Here is a 17114-nt window from a genome sequence, read left to right as displayed (position 1 = left end):
GGATACGGCATGTCCACACCCGATCTTATCCGCCTCGACATCGTGGTCGACGAGGAGCAGTACGATACCGTCGCCGGGCTTCTGGTTCGGAACATTTCCTACGGCTGGGAGGAGGACAGCCTCCCTACCGGCGAAACCCGTTTCCGCGTGCACTGCGACAACGCCATCGTGCAGGAGAACCTCCTCAGCGCGCTGCGGGCATGGCTGCCGGGCCTCGACGTCGAGCAGTCCAGCGTCCCGCGCCAGGACTGGACTGTGGCGTGGCGCGAGTTCTTCACGCCCGTCCGCGCCGGGCAATTCATTGTGCTCCCGCCGTGGCTGCTTGAATCAACGCCGCCGGAAGGCCGCAAGCCCATCGTCATCGAGCCGAAATCCGCGTTCGGGACCGGGCACCACAACACGACGGTGCTGTGCCTCGAAGCGATTACCGAACTCTTGGCATCGGGCCGCCTCAAGGCCGGACAGCGTTTCTTCGACGTGGGCACCGGATCGGGCATCCTCGGCATCGCCTGTTGCCTGAACGGGCTTACCGGGCTCGGCTCGGACATCGATCCGGTCGCCGTGGACAACGCCCTTGAGAACGTGGCCATCAACAAGGTGGCCGACGGTTTCCGCATTGTCCCCGGCAGTGCCGAGGCGGGCGAAGGCGAGCGGTTCGATCTGGTGGTCGCCAACATCCTCGCGGGCCCGCTCCGCGAACTGGCCCCGGCGCTCATGGCCCGGATGAAGCCGGGCGCGTGCCTTGTGCTTTCCGGCCTGCTGGACGTGCAGGCCGACGCGGTCGAGGCGGCGTATGCCGAACTCGGCAAGGCGCGGCGCGTGCAGTCCGGGGACTGGGTGGCGCTGGTCTGGGGCGAATAGCTTCTGAAGGCGGTAGGGCGGGGGGTCCCGCCCTTTTTCTTGCCTCGGCGGAACCTGTGGCAAAATCGGCGGCCTGCGGAATATGTCGCCCGCTGCCGCTGCGGATGACGCTATGCGGAACGACGTTGACAACTGGCATTATTGGCGTCCGGGAGAAAGCGCCATTGTGGAAATGGGGACTGTCCACGGGCTGGACGTGGGCTTGCCGCCGCATTTCCATGAAGAGGATCAGATCACGTTTGTCTTTTCGGGAAGGCGGCGGTTCATAGTCGGCAATGCGCCGATGGAAATCGGCCCCGGAGAGGCCATGCGGATACCTTCCTGGACGCCGCACCGCTCATTGCCCGACATCCATGAGCTTTCATGCTTCAATGTCTATCTGAACCCCGGCAGATACGATGTGGACGGGGTTTTGTCGGCCTTGAGGGGCCTCTGCCGCCGGAGGGGGTATGCGGTTTGCTGGCCCGACATCGAAGCCGCCATTGCCCGGTATTGCGGCAATGCGCCAAGGCCGCCCCTGCCAAGGCGCCCGCCCGATCTTGACGAAACCGTTGCCCGGCTGGCCCAACTGTCGGGCATGAGCCGGGAAGGGTTTTCGCGGCATTTTAAAAGGGCGTACGGGCTTCCCCCTCAGGCTTTTCAGATCATGGCAAGGCTGAATTCGGCAAGGGAATTGCTGCGGGAAGGGAAATCCCCAATCATCGCCGCATCGGAGGCGGGGTTTGCGGATCAAAGCCATATGGGCCGCCATTTCCGCCGTTTTTTTGGAGTCACCCCCGGCCGGTATCGGATCGGGAAAGTCACATCCGTTCTAGAAATCCTCCCCCGATCAGGTATCGTCCGAAACAACGATACCCTTTATTGAGGAGGCTGTTATGGAAAACCTGAGCACGTTCTGTTCGTGTACGAACCTCGCCTGTCCCCTTCACCCCACAAAGCACGATAAAGGCTGTGCCCCCTGCATCCAAAAGAACTTGAGGCTCAAAGAAATGCCCAACTGTTTCTTCAACCTTGTGGAAGGGACGGAAAACAGGGCCGGCGATTCCTTTGAGGATTTCGCGAAATACGTTTTGCGGAAGTGAAACCCGTTTCAAGGATGCCGCCTAAGGGATGTTTTTTGTCGGTACGCTTTTCTTAACGATGCGTTCTGGAAAAGCGTTCATGGGCAGGCTTGCTTGAAGGAAGGCAAACGGGCCGTCGGCATATGTGCCGACGGCCCGTTTGCCTTTGGTTCCCTCTTTCGTGGTGCCCGGCCCGGCCGGTACGGCGAAGAGGATGCCAAGAAGCCTTAGGTCGTGTCGTCGTTTGACATGGAACTATTTGAAGTTATTGAAAACAATCTTTTTGTAGCCTAAAAGTAATTATGTAATTTCAATAAATTATATCTAATTGACGGCACGGCCTAGGCAATAATCCTGACGGTGTTCTTTTTCAGATACCCGGACGGCATATAGCTTTCCTTGGCCTGGCGGAGCCCTTCCTCATCGGCGTCCTGTTCGCGGTTGATGAACAGGAAGTCCTTGGCTGAATGCTTGGCGAAACAGAAATTGATGGCCTGATAGACGCCGCGGTATTCAGGGCGGCCCTTTTCAAAGTGGACGACGATGGTCTGATCGTCGAGCGGTTCGCCCACGGCGAAGGCGGCCATTTCCCCGCCCACGTAGAGCGCGCCGCCGATAAGCCCGGGCAGGGCGTCCCAGTTGCGGAGCACGGAACAGACCACGTCGCTTTCGGCCAGCAGCGAAGCGGACTTCTCGCATTCCCGCCATTTGCACCAGTCGTTTTGGAGCGCCAGCACCTGCGGCATGATTTCGCCGTTCAGGGTGCGGTAGTCCTCCCCATAGGCCTTCATGTACCCGTTGACGTGGTTCTTCTTCTTGTGGAGCTTGCTGCCCGCGAGGGTCGAGAGCGCTTGCTGCGTGTACAGGTATTCCCACTGGCCCGGCGTTTCTTCGATTTGCACGCGGCCCGGCAGACGTTCGAGCAACAGTTCGCACAGCGGCTCAGGGGCGCGGAGGATGGTCGTGCCCGGCACGAGTTCGGGCATGGCGGCCCAGTCGGCGGCGTGCCAGTCGCCCACCGGAGCCCACAGGCGTTCGACGGGCAGGTCGTTGCGCTTCTGGCGGATCCAGCAAAGCCCGTGCGCCGTGCGCCACTCAAGGTTGTAATGGGTTCCCCAGCCCCAAAGGTTGGTGAAGGTATAGTCGGCGGCGTGCAGGGGCAGCGCGCGGAAGTAGGGGGCATACGCGGCGGCGTCGCCGAGTTCGATGGAAGAGAAGTTTTCCGTAAGCATGTGAACCTCTGGTTAACGGGATGCGCAGGTATGGGGGCGCACGGTCAGGGCGAAACGGGTCCAGTTGCAGCGCAGCGTGACCCATAAGAGCGAAAGCGACATGACCACCTGCGAAACGAAGGTGGAGAGGAAGACCCCTGAGGCGTCCTGCCAGATGATGTGGCCGAACAGCCATGCGATGGGCAGGCGTACCGCCCAGACCGCGAAGCTGAACGAGACCATCGGGTAGACCGTGGCTCCGGCGCCGTTGAGCCCGCCAGCCAGCACGACGCTGGCGACGGTGAACGGCACGGCCATGATGTTGAAGGAAAGGTATTTGACGGTTTCGGTCTGCACGGCGGGATCAGGGGCGATCAGGCCCGCGAGTTCCATGCGCCAGGGCCATATGGCGGCCCCCACGCAGCACATCCCCGCGCAGGCGATGCCGAGCGTGGCGAGCAGGGTGCGTTTGGCCTCGCGGCGGTTGCCCTCGCCGAGCGCGTGCCCCACGAGCACCGAGGCGGTCATGCTGAACGCCACGGCGGGCAAAAACAAAATGGATTCCACCCGCAGCCCCGTGGTCAGCCCCGCAAGGGCGTTGACCCTGCCGAAGGGCAGGGAGGCCGTGATGACGTACAGGACCATATAGCCGGTCTGCCACAGGAAGGACGTGCCGAACGCGGGCCCGGCGACCTTGAGCAGGTACGGGGCCCCCGCCTTGATCCAGCGCCAGCCGGGGAAGCTGTCGCGTGTGAACAGCCCGTGGCGCATGAGCAGGAACAGCATGAGCGCGGCCCCGACGGTGACCGAGATGAGCGTGGAGTAGGCGAGCCCCGCTGCTCCGTAGGCCGGGAACCCCCACCAGCCGAGCCCGAAGGCCAGATCGCCGAAGACGTTGAGCAGGCAGGCCGTGCCGGTCACGTACAGCGGGATGAGCACCATCTTGGCGGAACGGAACACGGCCGCGCCGATGGTGAGGGTGTATTGTCCGGGGATGCCCCAAATCGTCGCCGTCAGGAACATGATCGCCACGGGCATGATGCTCTCAGGCGTCTGGATGAGGCGCAGGAGCGGTTCCCGCCACACCGAGGCCGCCACCGCAATGGCTGAGCCGACGGCGATGCAGCCGATGGTCACGAGCCCCACATACCTCCTCGCCCGGACGAATTTGCACGCGCCGAGCGACTGGCTGATGGAGGCCACCGCGCCGTTCACGGCGGCCATCGCCAGCGCCATGAACATCATATGGCACTGGGTGATCAGGCCGATGGAGGCCTGCACCTCCGAGCCGATGCGCCCGCCCGCCCACACGTCGGTGATGCCGATGACGAATTGACAGAGCAGCATGATGCATTGCGGCCAGGTCAGGTGCCAGATGGTGTGGATGCGTTCGGTGTTCAGTTTCATATGGCATGGGGGTTGGGGGTCCGATGGAAGCATACGCCCCATGCCGTCCGGCACAAGGCGATGAGAGAAGGAAGGCCCGCGGCAGGGGAACTCTTTCCTATGGAAAGGGGGAACCGTTAAGCTCCTCCCTTTTGCAAAATGTCCTCATCCGTTCCGCTGCTTTCAAAGAATGGGGCGGTGCGGCGGTGAGCCCGTACCGGCTGATTTTTCCGCAGCGGGGGATCCCTGATGCCGGATCTGCCGTCCTGTTCGCGGCGGTCTGGGCTGGGGTGTCAAAAAAGGGTTGAATTGGGGGGCCGCCGCGTTTTTTCAGGGGGACACAGGGCGCTCCCTCCAAAATGCTGGCAGTGCTTCAGTAATACGGTTTGCGGGGGATGAGGCAATGCCCCCATCTTCTTCCTGTGGCTGTGCCATAGAAAGTGGTTGGTGCTTTATTCTTTGAAATGCCAAACGGATAACCAATAAAATATCCCAGGCATGGAGCCCATCGACGGAAAAACTGGAGAAAACGCCTGTGGTTTCGCCATACTGTGGAGATAAAACGGCCACATCCTCCGGCAGGGCCCTTCCTGTTCCTTCCCCCCTCCCCGAACCTCTTGTCAGGGGGCGGCTAGGCCGTGCGGACGTTGTGGAGGGAGGGGGCCCTTTTCAGGGCGGTTCCCCTCCCTCCACAGATGTCCTTCGATGGCCTTTGCGCTTACTCCCCAACCATCCCGGCGGAGGCGAGCGCCTGAAACAGGACGATGCCCACGGCGGTGGAAAGGTTGATGCTGCGGACTTCGCCCTTGATGGGGATGCGGACGTGATGCGGCGAGAGCGCAATCACTTCCGGCGGCAGCCCTGAGGTTTCGCGCCCGAAAACGAGGGAATCGTTTTCCGTGAACGCGAAACGGTGCAGGGCGACACCCCGCCGGGCGCTGGTGAGGACGAGCCGCCTGCCCGCCCCGGCGTTTCGGAGGTAGGCGTCGAGGCCGGGCCATACCGTCATGTCCACATGGGGCCAATAGTCAAGGCCCGCCCGTTTGAGGTAGCGATCCTCAAGTTTGAAGCCCAAAGGCTCGATGAGATGCAGCGAAACCTGCATGGCGGCGCACAGTCGGGCCACATTGCCCGTATTCGGAGGTATTTCCGGCTGAAAGAGAACGACATGCATACAGGTCGGCATCCGTGTAATAGGTGAAATGGGTTTTCAATAAAGGTGGACAGAAGAACGCGGGATGCTTATTAGGCTTCAAAGCCCAGTTTGTTGATGGCCTTCTTCACTTCCGCGATGTCGAGGGGCTGGGATTCCTTCCAGGTGGCTTCGCCCTTTTGGAGGTCGACGTTTACGTCGGTCACGCCGGGAAGCGCTTCCAGAGCCTGGGTTACGGCCTGCTTGCAATGGTTGCAGGACATGCCTTTCACGGTGAGAGTGGGCATAATCGTATCCTTTCTGGGTAAGAAGGTGGATGATGAAGGGGCAGCCGTGCTGCCCGCCCTTCATATCATAAGAGCTTAGCCGATATTGGCAAGCAGAGGAGAGGCACATGGATCAGCAGAAAGAAGTTCTTTTCACCGTGGGCGGCATGCACTGCGCCGCCTGCTCATCGCGGCTTGAGCGCGTCCTGAACGGCATGGACGGCGTACAGTCCGCCACCGTCAGCCTTGCCGCCAACAGCGCCACCGTCGTGCCTGATCCTGCGCTTTCCGAATCAGACACCGAAGCCCTTATCCAACAGATTGGGGAGCGGGCCGTGGATATGGGGTTCACCGCAACGCCCGTGGCCCCGGAAGCCGATATGGTGGACACATGGGAAGCGCAGCAGCAGGAAACCATTGGGCGGCTCGCGATGCTGAAGGCCCGGCTGTGGCCCGAATTCGGATTCACCATCCTGCTGCTTCTGGTGTCGATGGGGCATATGTGGGGGCTTCCGCTGCCCGCAATCATCGATCCCATGCATTCGCCGGAGTCCGCCCTCAACCACGCGCTGTTGCAGCTTGTGCTGACCTTGCCGGTCATCTGGTCGGGACGCCATTTTTACCTGACCGGCCTGCCGAACCTGTGGCGGCTCACCCCGAACATGGACAGCCTCGTGGCGGTGGGCACGGGCGCGGCGTTCCTGTACAGCCTGTGGAATACGGCCGAGGTTGCGCTTGGGCATACGGGCAAGGTGATGGATCTGTATTATGAGTCCTCCGCCGTGCTGATTTCGCTCATTTCGTTCGGCAAGTACCTTGAGGCCGTTTCGCGGTTCCGCATGTCCGACGCCATCGGTGCCCTCATGAACCTGACCCCGGAAACGGCCCTGCGCCTGCCCGCCCCCGACAAGGCGGATCAGGCCGAAGAGGTTCCGGTCAAGGCCGTGCGCGTGGGGGACTATTTGCAGGTGAAGCCCGGTGGGAGGATTCCTGTTGACGGGGTAGTAACAATCGGCACGTCCAGCGTGGACGCCTCCATGCTGACCGGCGAGTCCATGCCCGTCCCTGTGGGCGTGGGCAGTTCGGTGGCGGGCGGCACGATGAACACGACCGGTTCTTTCATCATGCGGGCCGAGCGCGTTGGTGCGGATACGGCCTTGTCGCGGATCATCAAGCTGGTGCGCGAGGCGCAGAGCTCCAAGGCGCCCATCGCCCGGCTGGCCGACGACGTGAGCCTTGTTTTCGTGCCCACGGTCATGGCGCTGGCGGTCATCGCCGGTGCCGGGTGGCTGTTCTTGGGGCATGTGCCGGTTTCGGAAGCCTTCCGTATTTTTGTAGCCGTGCTGGTGGTGGCTTGCCCGTGTGCGCTCGGCCTTGCTACGCCCATTTCCATCATGGTGGCTACGGGCCGGGGCGCGCAGATGGGCGTGCTCGTCAAGAACGGTACGGCCCTTGAACTCGCGGGCCGTCTGGATGTGCTCGTCTTCGACAAGACCGGGACGCTGACCGAAGGCAAGCCCCGCCTGCTTGCCGCCGAGTCCTTTGATCCGCTGTTCGACGAGGAGCGCATCTTGGGATACGCCGCCTCGCTTGAGGGCGTGTCCGAACATCCGCTTGCGCTGGCCGTGACGTCCGCCGCCGAGGAGCGGAACCTCCGCCTGTATCCCGTCAGCGGCTTTGCCAGCGTTTCCGGCCTCGGCGTATCCGGTAATGTGGATCTGGAAAACGAGTCCATACCGTTGTTGCTCGGTAACAAGCGGTTGATGGAAGAGCGGCAGGTTGCTTTTGATGCGGTAAAGGATCTGGATGCCCGTTTGGCTGGGCTGTCGGATTCCGGCGCGACGCCCCTCTTGCTTGCCGTGAGTGGCCGCCTTGTGGGGATGCTTGCCGTAGCTGACGCTATCCGCCCGGAAACGGCGGGCGTGGTGAAGGAGCTCCGCCAGCTTGGTTTGCGGGTGATCATGCTCAGCGGCGACAACCGCCGCACGGCTGAAGCCATCGCGAAGGCTGCGGGCATAGATGAGGTGATTGCCGATGTGTTGCCGGATGGTAAGGAGAAGGTGATCAGCGAACTGCAGGCCTCTGGGCTGCGGGTGGGGATGATCGGCGACGGCATCAACGATGCCCCCGCGCTGGCCCGTGCCGATGTCGGCATGGCGATGGGCAACGGCATCGACGTTGCCGTGGAAGCCGGGGACATCGTCCTTCTCGGCAGCGACACCCGTTCTGGCAAGGGGCTGCGCGGCGTGGTGACGGCGCTGGAGCTGAGCCGGGCAGCCTTGCGGAACATCCGGGAGAATCTCGGCTGGGCCTTCGGCTACAACATCCTTTGCCTGCCCATTGCCGCCGGGGTGCTCAAGATTTTCGGCGGCCCCTCGCTTTCACCCATGATCGCGGGTACGGCGATGGCCTTCTCGTCCGTCTCCGTTGTGCTCAACGCGCTGCGCTTGCGGCGGTTTGGAAAGTAGGGGGGATGAATCGGGGAGGGGAGGAAGAACCTTTCTGAAGAAAGGCTTCTTCCTCCCCTCCCCGAACCCCTCCCCTCCATCTCCAAAGACTTTCGATTGGTGGGGAGGTGGCACGGCGGGAGTCCCGCTGTATGATGGGCTATAAAAATGTAGGCAAGCCCGGAAATATCAGTTTCCGGGCTTGCCCGCATTTTATTTTTGGGGCTCTGTCATAACTATGTGTTTTTATCTCCACAGTATGGTGAAAATACGGACTTTTTCTCCAGTTTTTACCGTCGAAGGACTCCACGGTTGGGGCACTTATTGGTTACTTTTTGGGGGCTCAAGAAATGAAGCCTTAACCATTTCCTATGGCACAGCCATTTCCTTTTGATGCCTTGCCGGGAGACGCGTGGTGGAGGTTCAGCCGCCTTGCCGCCCGTCTCGGCATCAGCCTTTACGAAAAAACTCCATCTCCAAAGACTTTTGATTGGTGGGGAGGCGGCATGGTGGGAGTCCCGCTGTATGATGGGCTATAAAAATGTAGGCAAGCCCGGAAACCGACGTTTCCGGGCTTGCCCGCATTTTATTTTTTTGGCTCTGTCATAAATATGTGTTTTTATCTCCACAGTATGGTGAAAATACGGACTTTTTCTCCAATTTTTTCCGTCGATGGGCTCCACGGTTAGGGCATTTATTGGTTACTTTTTGGGAGGCTCAAGAAATGAAGCCTTAACCATTTCCTATGGCACAGCCATTTCCTTTTGATGCCTTGCCGGGAGACGTGCGGTGGAGGTTCAGCCGCCTTGCCTCCCGTCTCGGCATCGACCTTTACAAAAGTCTTGGGAGGGAGAGGGGAGGTTTGGAGGGGGGAGGGAACCTTTCTTTAGAAAGGTTCCCTCCCCCCTCCAATCTTACTCTTCGACAAAACACCGCGTCAGATCGTCCAGCGTCTCGCGGCGGCGGATGAGCTTGGGCGTGCCGTCGCTGGTGATGAGCACTTCGGCGGCGCGGGGGCGCTGGTTGTAGCTGGAAGACATCACGAAGCCGTAGGCCCCGGCGTCGAGCGCGGCGACGATGTCGCCTTCCTTGATGAGCGGCAGTATACGCTTCTTGGCGAGGATGTCGCCGCTTTCGCAGATGTTGCCGACGATGCTCTGTTCGACAAGTTCGGCATCGGGTTCGCCGCCGTCGCGGAAAATTTCGATGTCGTGGAACGAGTCGTACATGGCGGGGCGCACAAGCACGTTGAAACCGAGGTCGGTGCCCACATAACGGTTCTCGCCGTTGAACTTGGTCGCGTGTACGGTGCCGAGCAGCACGCCGCATTCCGCGACGACATAACGGCCGGGCTCGATGAAGAACTTCCCTTTGTAGCCGGTTTCCCCGACCCATGCGGACAGCAGGGCGTGAAGCCGGCGGCCCAGTTCCTGCATGTCGAGGCGGGGCTCTTCTTCATACTTGCGGTAGGGGATGCCGAGGCCGCCCCCGAAGTCGATGATCTCAATGCCGGGGAACAGATCGGCGAGATCCGACTGGATGAAGTGCAGCAGGAATTCGATGGCGTTGAGATAATTGTCCGGCTCCATGAACAGCGAGCCGATGTGCTGGTTCACCCCGGCGAGCGTCAGCCCGTGTTTTTTGAGCAGGGCGCGGACTTCATCCAGCGAGGTGGGATCGATGCCGAATTTGGTTTCCTTTCCGGCGGTGATGACCTTTTTGTGATGCCCGGCCCCGATGCCGGGGTTGATGCGGATCATCACCTTGCCGCCGGGGTTGACCTTGCCATACTGGTCGAGCTGCGACAGGGAATCCACGCTGACGATGAGGCCGTTGTCCACGGCGTTTTTCATTTCTTCGGCGGAAACATTGTTACAGACGTACAGGAGGCGGTCGGGCGTGAACCCGGCCAGCTTGTTGATATGCAGTTCGCCGGGCGACATGGCGTCGGCGTGGCAGCCTTCTTCACGGATGATGCGCAGGAGGGCGGGGTTCGTGTTGGCTTTGGCGGAATAGTTTACATGGAACCCCGGAAGGCTGGAAAGGCCGAGCAGATCCCGGCAGCGCTGGCGCAGCACGTCTTCATTATAGACGTAGAGCGGGGTGCCGTACTGGGCGGCAAGTTCCTGCGGCGTCGTGTTTCCAAAAAAGCGGGCCTTGTCGGTCTGGACGGAGCGAACGTTTGGCATGGATTGTCCTCTGAATGGCAAAAGATTACGGGGTAAAAGTAACAGGCTGTACGGTGCTGTCAATAGAAAAGGGGGATGGGATAAAATACAATGTATTTTCGTATGTTAAGGATATACAAGATTGTCATGCCCGCAGGGACGGCGGGAATCCCTTGAAAGGGTATTTGACTTTCCGCCTTTCTGGGGACATGGTGGAATATCAAAACTACATTAAGGAGCCTTTCATGGCAGTCAAAGACGGCAACACCGTTCGCGTGCACTATACGGGAACCTTTTCCGACGGGGAGGTATTCGACTCTTCCAGAGAGCGTGAGCCGCTGGAATTTACCATTGGCGACGGAAGCCTGATCCCCGGCTTTGAGGATGCATTGCTCGGGCACAATGCGGGCGACCGTTTTACAGTCACCATCCCCGCTGATGAAGCCTATGGGGAGCATCTGGAAGAACTCCTCATGGAAGTGCCTGTGAGCGAAGTTCCGGAAGACATCAAGCCCGAAGTGGGCATGATGTTGCAGATCGCCACCGATGAAGGCGATATGGAAGTGCAGATCGTCGAAGTGAACGATAAGGCCGTGGTGCTTGACGCCAACCATCCGTTGGCCGGGGAAGACCTGACCTTTGACATTGAAGTTATCGACGTCAAATAGGCTTTGCGCATAAGCTCCGATTCGGTTATTCTGAATCGGAGCTTTTTTCTGAAGGCGTTTTTCACAGAGAAAGGGCAGAGGGAACGACTGAGCGGGTCGCCTTTTGCTTCGGACATCAGGCCCTGGAGGAGACATGAAAGTTGTTTTCGAGATCACCGGGTTGAGTTGTGACCTTGCGCTTCATCCCATCTCGCCCCAGACGGCGGAGAGCATGCGTGAGGGCGGGCGCGACATCTACAGCCAGAAGTACATGAACTGGTGGCGCAGGGGCAATACGCGCACGTTCGGCATGCGCCTCAACGAGTCTTCCGAGATCCGTTTGCAGGTGGATGGGAAGGACGTTTCGTTTAACGCCAACCTCCTGTACCGCAACGTGTACACGTTGCGCCAGCGTATGTACCTTTCCAGCAAGGCCCAGTTCCTGGCGGTTCTGGGCTATGACAACGAAACGTGCACGTTCCGCTGGATTTGGGAGAATATTGAAGAATTCGACGCTTCCAAGTTCAACTTTGTCGTGACGGACTGGGACAACGTCCTCGGCACCAAGGGCTATCGCGTGCTCGACAACGTGTTCTATGACGACAAGCACGCCGACGATGAGGAATGGCTGAATCCGAGCGGCTTCACCCTGATGGACCCCATCGTCATCGACCTCGACGATGTCCGCCGCGAGATCGAAGAAGAACTCAAGGGAACCGCCGACTACGGACGGTAAGATGTGCGCCGGGGGAAATTTTTCCCGGCAGCTTGGGAAGGGAAAGCCTCCGTGCCTGCGGGGGCTTTTTTTATGGCTGGCGGGAAGGAAAAGGGCGGCGGCACGCCGGGCGCTCTGTGGGGTGGCGCAGTTTTTCCGCCGGGACGGGAGCCTTGTGGGATGTTTTTGATGCTGTGGGGGGCAGTAAAGCCCTATCCAAGGGCTGTAGATATGAAACAGCCACGTACTATGACAGGGCCAAATAGTTCAACTATTTTTTCAGGGTATAAAAATATTTTTAATAGTTTAAAATAGTTATGTGTATCATGATGATGCGGCTCAAAAAAGGCCGCAGGCTCCACAGTAAGGGAGAGCGGCTTGGGAAGGGCTGGATAGCTCTTGCTTCGGTGGGAGCATGAAAGGGGAACTTCCTGATAAAGAAGTTCCCCTTTCACAATGTTTCTTGCGCGTTTAAAAGATGTTTGCTTTGGAATGCGTTGCTGTCTTATCCTTCCCGCTCCGTTTCTTCAAAGGAAGCCCGGTTCCGATTGATGGCGGAAACCAGATCCGGCATGAGCTGCGCGATTTCGTCCATATTGCCGGAGCAGGCGACCTCTTCAAGGCAGCGGGCCGGATCGTCCAGCACGCGCAGATCATAGGTTTCGGCAAGGCGTCCGATATGGGCGGCGGCTTCACAGACCATTTGCGCGTTGCCCGATTGTTCGCCTTGGATGGCGCGCTCCAAAGCTTCATCAAGTTCCGCGAGCAGGGTGCGGATGGCTTCGTCCGATGCCTCGCTTTCCTGTTCCGCGTGCTGGGGCGTGGCTTTCCGTCCGTCCGCAGCGGGAAGGGCGGGTTCTTGTCCCGGTGTTTCGGGAGTGGCTGCGGGCTGCTCCTGCGCAGCCGTTTCGCCGTCTTCTGCCGGAAGCACGGGGGGGAGGGGGGCCTCCTGAGGTTCGGGGAGGGCGGCGTTTTTTTCGGGGAGCGGCTGGGCGGCCTGATCCATCGGTGCGCCGAGTTCCACAATATCGTCAATGGCCAGCCCGCCCGTGTTTGCCGTCGGGCGGGAGCCTTGTTCACAGGGGGCGAGACAGGCCGCTTCATCCAGCAGCGAACGCGGGCCTGAGTGCTGGGCTGTCCGGGGAGCCCCAAACAGATCGGGAATGCCCTTCTCCGCAGGTTGCGCCGGGGTGGGGGTACGGACGGGCTCGGTCAGGTTGATGACCTGCGGTTCAAGCTCAAGCCCGGTCAACGGAAGCTCCCGCCGGTTGCCCAGCGGTTCGGCCAGCATCAGGGCGTCGTTGGAAAGGGAGGTTTTCCCGTCCGGCAGCGGCGTGCCGAGCATGAGCGGCTCCTCCTTGTCGGCTTGGGCCGTCAGCGTCAGCGGTTCTTCGCCGACAGGATCAAGCGTCAAAGGGGCGCTGTCCCGCTTTTGGGGGGAAGCGGCTTGTTTCGGCTCCAGCGTCAACGAGGCCTCCCCGGAAGCCGTCAGCGGATCCGATAACGTCAGCGGCTTGGTGATGGGGGTGGGTTCGCCTACCCACTCATCAAGGTCGAGCGCAGGCATGGCATTCAGGGGAGCGGGCGTTTCGGAACGCCGCGGCACGGGATCGGGTTCGGAATCGGGCTGCTTTTCCGCTTCTTTTTCCTGTGTGGGCATTTCGAGCGGAGCTTCAACCTGTAGAGCCGTTTTCTGATCGCCGTCCTTTTTCTTGATGATGGGCATGGGTTCCCCGACCCATTCCGCGGCATCTTTCGGGGCGCTCGGCTGGGCGGGCATATGCTTGGCGCGTTCTTCCAGCGGGTTCGGGCGCTCAGGGCGCGTCTTGGGGGCGGGGGCTTCCTCGGAGGGCGCTTTGCTGATGGGCATGGGTTCGCCCACGCTGGACAGCTTGATCGGCTTTTCGGGGGCCTTTTCCGTAAGCGTCATGACGGGCTCGTCAACCGGGGCGGCCACGGCGGGCGTTTCGGGTGCGGCTGGCTTGGCCTGCTTGCGGAACGGCGCGAACAGGGAGGCGAAGAGCCCTTTCTTGGCAGGCGCCGGTTCGGCGGCGTGGCTGTTCCCGTCCGTGGAAAGGGCCGGGAGCGGCTTTGCCGGTTCCGGGAATTCCGGAAGGTTGGGAATATCCGGCGAGACGCGCGGCGGACTCTTGGGCGCAGCCGCCTGCGGCTTGGGCGCGGGTTTTGGGGATGCGCCGCCCGTATCCTTGAAGCGGCGCGAAACAGGCGCGAGGCGCAGGGTCAGGACGCGCAGATCCTTGCGCGTGATCGGCTTCTTGAGGAAATGGGTACACCCGGCCCGGCGCAGGGCGTCGATCTGTTCGTCGCTGCCGGCCAGCGCAAGGATGGAGGCCAGCGGGAAATTGTGCTCGCCTTCAAAAATGCGGATGGAGGCCACGGCTTCGGCGATGCTTTCCTCCGGCATGTCGTCATCGAAAATGATCAGGGCTCCGGGGGTGCGGCGGTAAAGGGCTTTCGCTTCCCCGGCGCTCCGGGCTTCGATGATTTCATGGGGCAGTTCATCCAGATAGTAGGACAACATCTGCCGGTTCGCCGGGACGCTGCTCGCCACGATGATGCGCAGGGAGCTCGCGGGCAGGCGGGACAGCGTTTCCCTGTCCGGTTCGGGCGCGGCGGGGACGGGCTGTTGTTCGACGTGGGCGGCGAGCCTCATGCTGAACGAAACGGTGGTTCCCTTGGGGCCGCTTTCGAGGGAAACGAGTTCCCCGTCAGGGCCTACGAGTTCCCATGTGCGGACAAGGGCCAGCGTGCTGCGTTCAAGGGGCGGCATACCGGAACCCGTATCCGAAACGGTGAACAGCAGATGTCCGGGATCGGTGCTTTCGGGCAGGCGCTGGGCACGGATCTGTACCATGCCGCGATCGGTGGCGAGTACCGCGCTCTCGACCAGCAGGGCCAGCACATTGGCGAGCTGGGCGCGCCGCCCTTCATAACAGCGGGGCAGGTAGGGGGCGATGAACCACGACAGGCCGAGGTTCTTGGATTCGGCGAGGCTGGAGACCGCTTCATGGGTTTCCAGCAGAAGCTGGTTCAAATCGAACCGTTCCTTGCGGTCGAAATCCTGAGCGTGGGAAACGCCCCTGCCCATGTTGCCGATGGCTGTGGCAAGGTTGCGCCCGGCCACGCCGAGGGCGTCGGTGCGGCGGCGGGCTTCGGCGGAGAGCTGCGATTGATCCACGGCGCTGATGGCCCGGAGCAGGGCATCCAGCGGGGCGCGGAGCGATTCCTCCACCATCCCGGCGGAAAGGGGCGCTTGCAGGGCCTGCGGATACGGGCTTTTTTCCGGGGTGCGGGATGTGGGCCGGGAGGCTTCGGCGGCCCGCGCGGGCTCAGGCCGCACGTTGGCGGCGGCAGGTTTCCTCTTCGGAAAGTCTGCGAGTTCAAGGCCCTCCGGCTCGGCGGAAAGCGGGGGGAGCCGGTCGAACGAGGTTTCGGAAACCTTGGAGGCCCCGCCCAATTCCAACGCGGCGGTTCCCGCCCTGCCGTTTTTGGCGTCCCGTGTGCTGCGGTTCGGGGCGGGGAGCGGCTTCGGGCTTGGGCAGAGCGCGGCGAGCAGGGCGCTCAAGGCCAGCCCGGTCAGCGGGATGAGGCTGACCACGCCCGGCGTCATGAAGCTTTCCAGCGCGCGTGGCAGCAGGCTGATGATCGGTTCGGGGAGCAGGCGGGGGAGCGGGAACAGCGCCAGCATCCCCAGAGGCGGCAGGATGCAGATCAGCAGGAAGCGTTTTGCGCCGGGGAGCTTGCGGATGCAGGCCGCGAGGGTGCCGGGCAGGAGCAGGAGCATGAACAGGGGCCACAGCGGGAGGAATTGCAGCGTCCACGTATAGCCGGGGATCAGCGGCGCGGCGGAAAGGGCGATGCCGAAGAGGGCCAGCAGGACGAACTGCATATCAATGAAGGGGGCGTGGTGGCGCGTCCGCAGCATATGCCTGCCGACATGCGGCAGGATGAGCAGGGCGACGCCGGGCGCGAGCAGCCCCGGCATGTCCCAGCGGCTGACTTCCCCGGCGGGCGTCGTGGGCAAGCCCCAGAAGGCCTGTACCCAGACGGCGGCGATATAGAGCGCGGCCCACATGCGCCATTCGCGGCGTTCTGCGACCCCGCGCAGCAAACACAGGAACAGCAGCACGGCCAATGCGACAAGCTGGGGCTGTGTCCCCAGTTCGTCCACAAGGGTCAGGCTCGCCGCATTGCGGAGCGTGGGAGCGAAGCCGGGAGCCGGAATGCCGTTGACCCGGATATAGATGCTTGTTTGATCCGGCAGCGGGTTCGGCAGGGAATAAAGCCCTTCGCTGGTGGGGCGCACCGGCGTTCCGTTGCTCTCGCCGGGGCGGGCCAGCCAGACTTGCGGGATGCCGGGAAGCTGCGAGGCAATGCGGGTATTCAGATCCAGCACGAGCGGGAAGGCCGGAGCCTTGCCCTCAAGATCGAGGCGTATCCAGATGGTTCCCGCCTGATGCGGGAGGGATTCCGGCTCGTAGGGCTTGAATTCCTTTTGGGCGTCTGGAGAAAGGACGTCGGTCAGCGTGTGGGTGCCTTTGGGATCCAGCAGCCACGCCGCCTGAAGGGGAGCGGAGGCGCCCTCTTTGTCCAGGGCGGAGGCGGCTTCGCCGGAAACCGCTGGGAGGGCCGAAGCCGTCTGCACCACCGGGGAGGCGGGCGTTTCCGGTGCCGTCTGCTCGGCCACGGCCTGGAGCGCCTCTTGAACGACGGAGGGCGTCGCCGTGGAAACTTCCGGGGTGGGAGACGCGGGCGCGGGATCGGCCCCGCCGGTACCGGGGATCAGGAAGAACAGCAGCGCGGCAAAGAGCGGCATGCACACACGGAGGCGGGAATGTTTGAACGGCAAGAAAGAGTGCATAGGCGATGTGGGGTTCGGGTGACGGGAAGGCAAACTAAAGGATGGAAAAGCCTGCATCAGGACACGCCGTTGCCGTACGGGACGGGGACGTGGTCGCTTTCACAGGGCGACAACTGTAAATACGCCGCTCCGGAGCCGTCGGCAAGTTATTAAAGAAAGTATATGATATCCCCAGATTAAACGCCAGACGACACGGGGGCGTTATCGGGGGTGGAGAAAAAAATCAGGAAAAAAATAAAAAGTCGTTGACAGGAGTCGCGCAGAGGTGCATAACCCGTTCTCGCCGCTGCGGGACAAAGCGTCCCGTTGAGCCGGGC

13 protein-coding genes are annotated in these 17114 nt (G+C 61.4%); 7 read left to right on the top strand and 6 right to left on the bottom strand.

Going from position 1 to position 17114, the window contains the following annotated elements:
* The first annotated feature begins 9 nt into the window (after positions 1–9).
* From ACZM8Y_RS07365 to ACZM8Y_RS07355, 3 genes are all read left to right on the top strand, one after another.
* Entirely contained in the window at positions 10–861 is an 852-nt protein-coding gene (locus ACZM8Y_RS07365) for a 50S ribosomal protein L11 methyltransferase (protein WP_302551264.1), read from the top strand.
* Positions 862–973: 112 nt separating this feature from the next.
* Complete coding sequence (locus ACZM8Y_RS07360; protein ID WP_302551263.1) at positions 974–1726, top strand: helix-turn-helix domain-containing protein; 753 nt, start codon at positions 974–976, stop codon at positions 1724–1726.
* Between the two features lie 10 nt (positions 1727–1736).
* Positions 1737–1943, top strand: a complete 207-nt coding sequence (locus ACZM8Y_RS07355; RefSeq protein ID WP_302551262.1) for a DUF6485 family protein — start codon at positions 1737–1739, stop codon at positions 1941–1943.
* A 320-nt stretch (positions 1944–2263) separates the two neighbouring features.
* On the opposite strand, the gene ACZM8Y_RS07350 is transcribed toward ACZM8Y_RS07355, so the two are convergent.
* The 4 genes from ACZM8Y_RS07350 to ACZM8Y_RS07335 form a co-directional block, all read right to left on the bottom strand.
* Complete coding sequence (locus ACZM8Y_RS07350) at positions 2264–3154, bottom strand: DUF2156 domain-containing protein (protein ID WP_302551261.1); 891 nt, start codon at positions 3152–3154, stop codon at positions 2264–2266.
* A 12-nt stretch (positions 3155–3166) separates the two neighbouring features.
* On the bottom strand, positions 3167–4540 hold the full coding sequence (locus ACZM8Y_RS07345; RefSeq protein WP_479858979.1) for an MATE family efflux transporter: 1374 nt from the start codon (positions 4538–4540) through the stop codon (positions 3167–3169).
* A 697-nt stretch (positions 4541–5237) separates the two neighbouring features.
* Complete coding sequence (locus ACZM8Y_RS07340; RefSeq protein WP_302551258.1) at positions 5238–5693, bottom strand: tRNA (cytidine(34)-2'-O)-methyltransferase; 456 nt, start codon at positions 5691–5693, stop codon at positions 5238–5240.
* 71 nt (positions 5694–5764) lie between these two features.
* Complete coding sequence (locus ACZM8Y_RS07335) at positions 5765–5959, bottom strand: heavy-metal-associated domain-containing protein (RefSeq protein WP_308770620.1); 195 nt, start codon at positions 5957–5959, stop codon at positions 5765–5767.
* Between the two features lie 107 nt (positions 5960–6066).
* Between ACZM8Y_RS07335 and ACZM8Y_RS07330 the strand changes: the two genes are divergently transcribed.
* Both ACZM8Y_RS07330 and ACZM8Y_RS07325 read left to right on the top strand, forming a co-directional pair.
* Positions 6067–8406 (top strand): heavy metal translocating P-type ATPase, encoded by a 2340-nt coding sequence (locus tag ACZM8Y_RS07330; RefSeq protein WP_479858980.1) that lies wholly within the window; start codon positions 6067–6069, stop codon positions 8404–8406.
* Positions 8407–8756: 350 nt separating this feature from the next.
* Entirely contained in the window at positions 8757–8924 is a 168-nt protein-coding gene (locus ACZM8Y_RS07325; protein ID WP_489501694.1) for a hypothetical protein, read from the top strand.
* Positions 8925–9299: 375 nt separating this feature from the next.
* Here ACZM8Y_RS07325 and lysA read toward each other — a convergent pair whose 3' ends face one another.
* Positions 9300–10574 (bottom strand): diaminopimelate decarboxylase, encoded by a 1275-nt coding sequence (lysA, locus tag ACZM8Y_RS07320; protein WP_479859876.1) that lies wholly within the window; start codon positions 10572–10574, stop codon positions 9300–9302.
* A gap of 224 nt (positions 10575–10798) precedes the next feature.
* Here lysA and ACZM8Y_RS07315 point away from each other — a divergent pair, with 224 nt between their 5' ends.
* Positions 10799–11221 (top strand): FKBP-type peptidyl-prolyl cis-trans isomerase, encoded by a 423-nt coding sequence (locus ACZM8Y_RS07315; protein ID WP_302551252.1) that lies wholly within the window; start codon positions 10799–10801, stop codon positions 11219–11221.
* 133 nt (positions 11222–11354) lie between these two features.
* The gene (locus ACZM8Y_RS07310; protein ID WP_302551251.1) at positions 11355–11936 is read left to right on the top strand and encodes a hypothetical protein; all 582 of its coding nucleotides are present in this window, start codon (positions 11355–11357) and stop codon (positions 11934–11936) included.
* A gap of 484 nt (positions 11937–12420) precedes the next feature.
* Here the strand turns inward: ACZM8Y_RS07310 and ACZM8Y_RS07305 are convergent, their stop codons facing one another.
* A complete protein-coding gene (locus ACZM8Y_RS07305; protein WP_489501692.1) occupies positions 12421–16797 on the bottom strand; it encodes a molecular chaperone Hsp90 in 4377 nt (1458 codons plus the stop codon).
* Positions 16798–17114 lie beyond the last annotated feature (317 nt).

Source organism: Bilophila sp. (genome assembly GCF_057864385.1).
This window is presented reverse-complemented; position numbering and strand designations above follow the sequence as displayed.

Excerpts from the sequence above, each read along its gene's own strand:
- ACZM8Y_RS07365 (WP_302551264.1), top strand. The coding sequence starts at position 10 with ATGTCCACACCCGATCTTATCCGCCTCGACATCGTGGTCGACGAGGAG.
- ACZM8Y_RS07360 (WP_302551263.1), top strand. The coding sequence starts at position 974 with ATGCGGAACGACGTTGACAACTGGCATTATTGGCGTCCGGGAGAAAGC.
- ACZM8Y_RS07355 (WP_302551262.1), top strand. The coding sequence starts at position 1,737 with ATGGAAAACCTGAGCACGTTCTGTTCGTGTACGAACCTCGCCTGTCCC.
- ACZM8Y_RS07350 (WP_302551261.1), bottom strand. The coding sequence starts at position 3,154 with ATGCTTACGGAAAACTTCTCTTCCATCGAACTCGGCGACGCCGCCGCG.
- ACZM8Y_RS07345 (WP_479858979.1), bottom strand. The coding sequence starts at position 4,540 with ATGAAACTGAACACCGAACGCATCCACACCATCTGGCACCTGACCTGG.
- ACZM8Y_RS07340 (WP_302551258.1), bottom strand. The coding sequence starts at position 5,693 with ATGCATGTCGTTCTCTTTCAGCCGGAAATACCTCCGAATACGGGCAAT.
- ACZM8Y_RS07335 (WP_308770620.1), bottom strand. The coding sequence starts at position 5,959 with ATGCCCACTCTCACCGTGAAAGGCATGTCCTGCAACCATTGCAAGCAG.
- ACZM8Y_RS07330 (WP_479858980.1), top strand. The coding sequence starts at position 6,067 with ATGGATCAGCAGAAAGAAGTTCTTTTCACCGTGGGCGGCATGCACTGC.
- ACZM8Y_RS07325 (WP_489501694.1), top strand. The coding sequence starts at position 8,757 with ATGGCACAGCCATTTCCTTTTGATGCCTTGCCGGGAGACGCGTGGTGG.
- lysA (WP_479859876.1), bottom strand. The coding sequence starts at position 10,574 with ATGCCAAACGTTCGCTCCGTCCAGACCGACAAGGCCCGCTTTTTTGGA.
- ACZM8Y_RS07315 (WP_302551252.1), top strand. The coding sequence starts at position 10,799 with ATGGCAGTCAAAGACGGCAACACCGTTCGCGTGCACTATACGGGAACC.
- ACZM8Y_RS07310 (WP_302551251.1), top strand. The coding sequence starts at position 11,355 with ATGAAAGTTGTTTTCGAGATCACCGGGTTGAGTTGTGACCTTGCGCTT.
- ACZM8Y_RS07305 (WP_489501692.1), bottom strand. The coding sequence starts at position 16,797 with ATGCACTCTTTCTTGCCGTTCAAACATTCCCGCCTCCGTGTGTGCATG.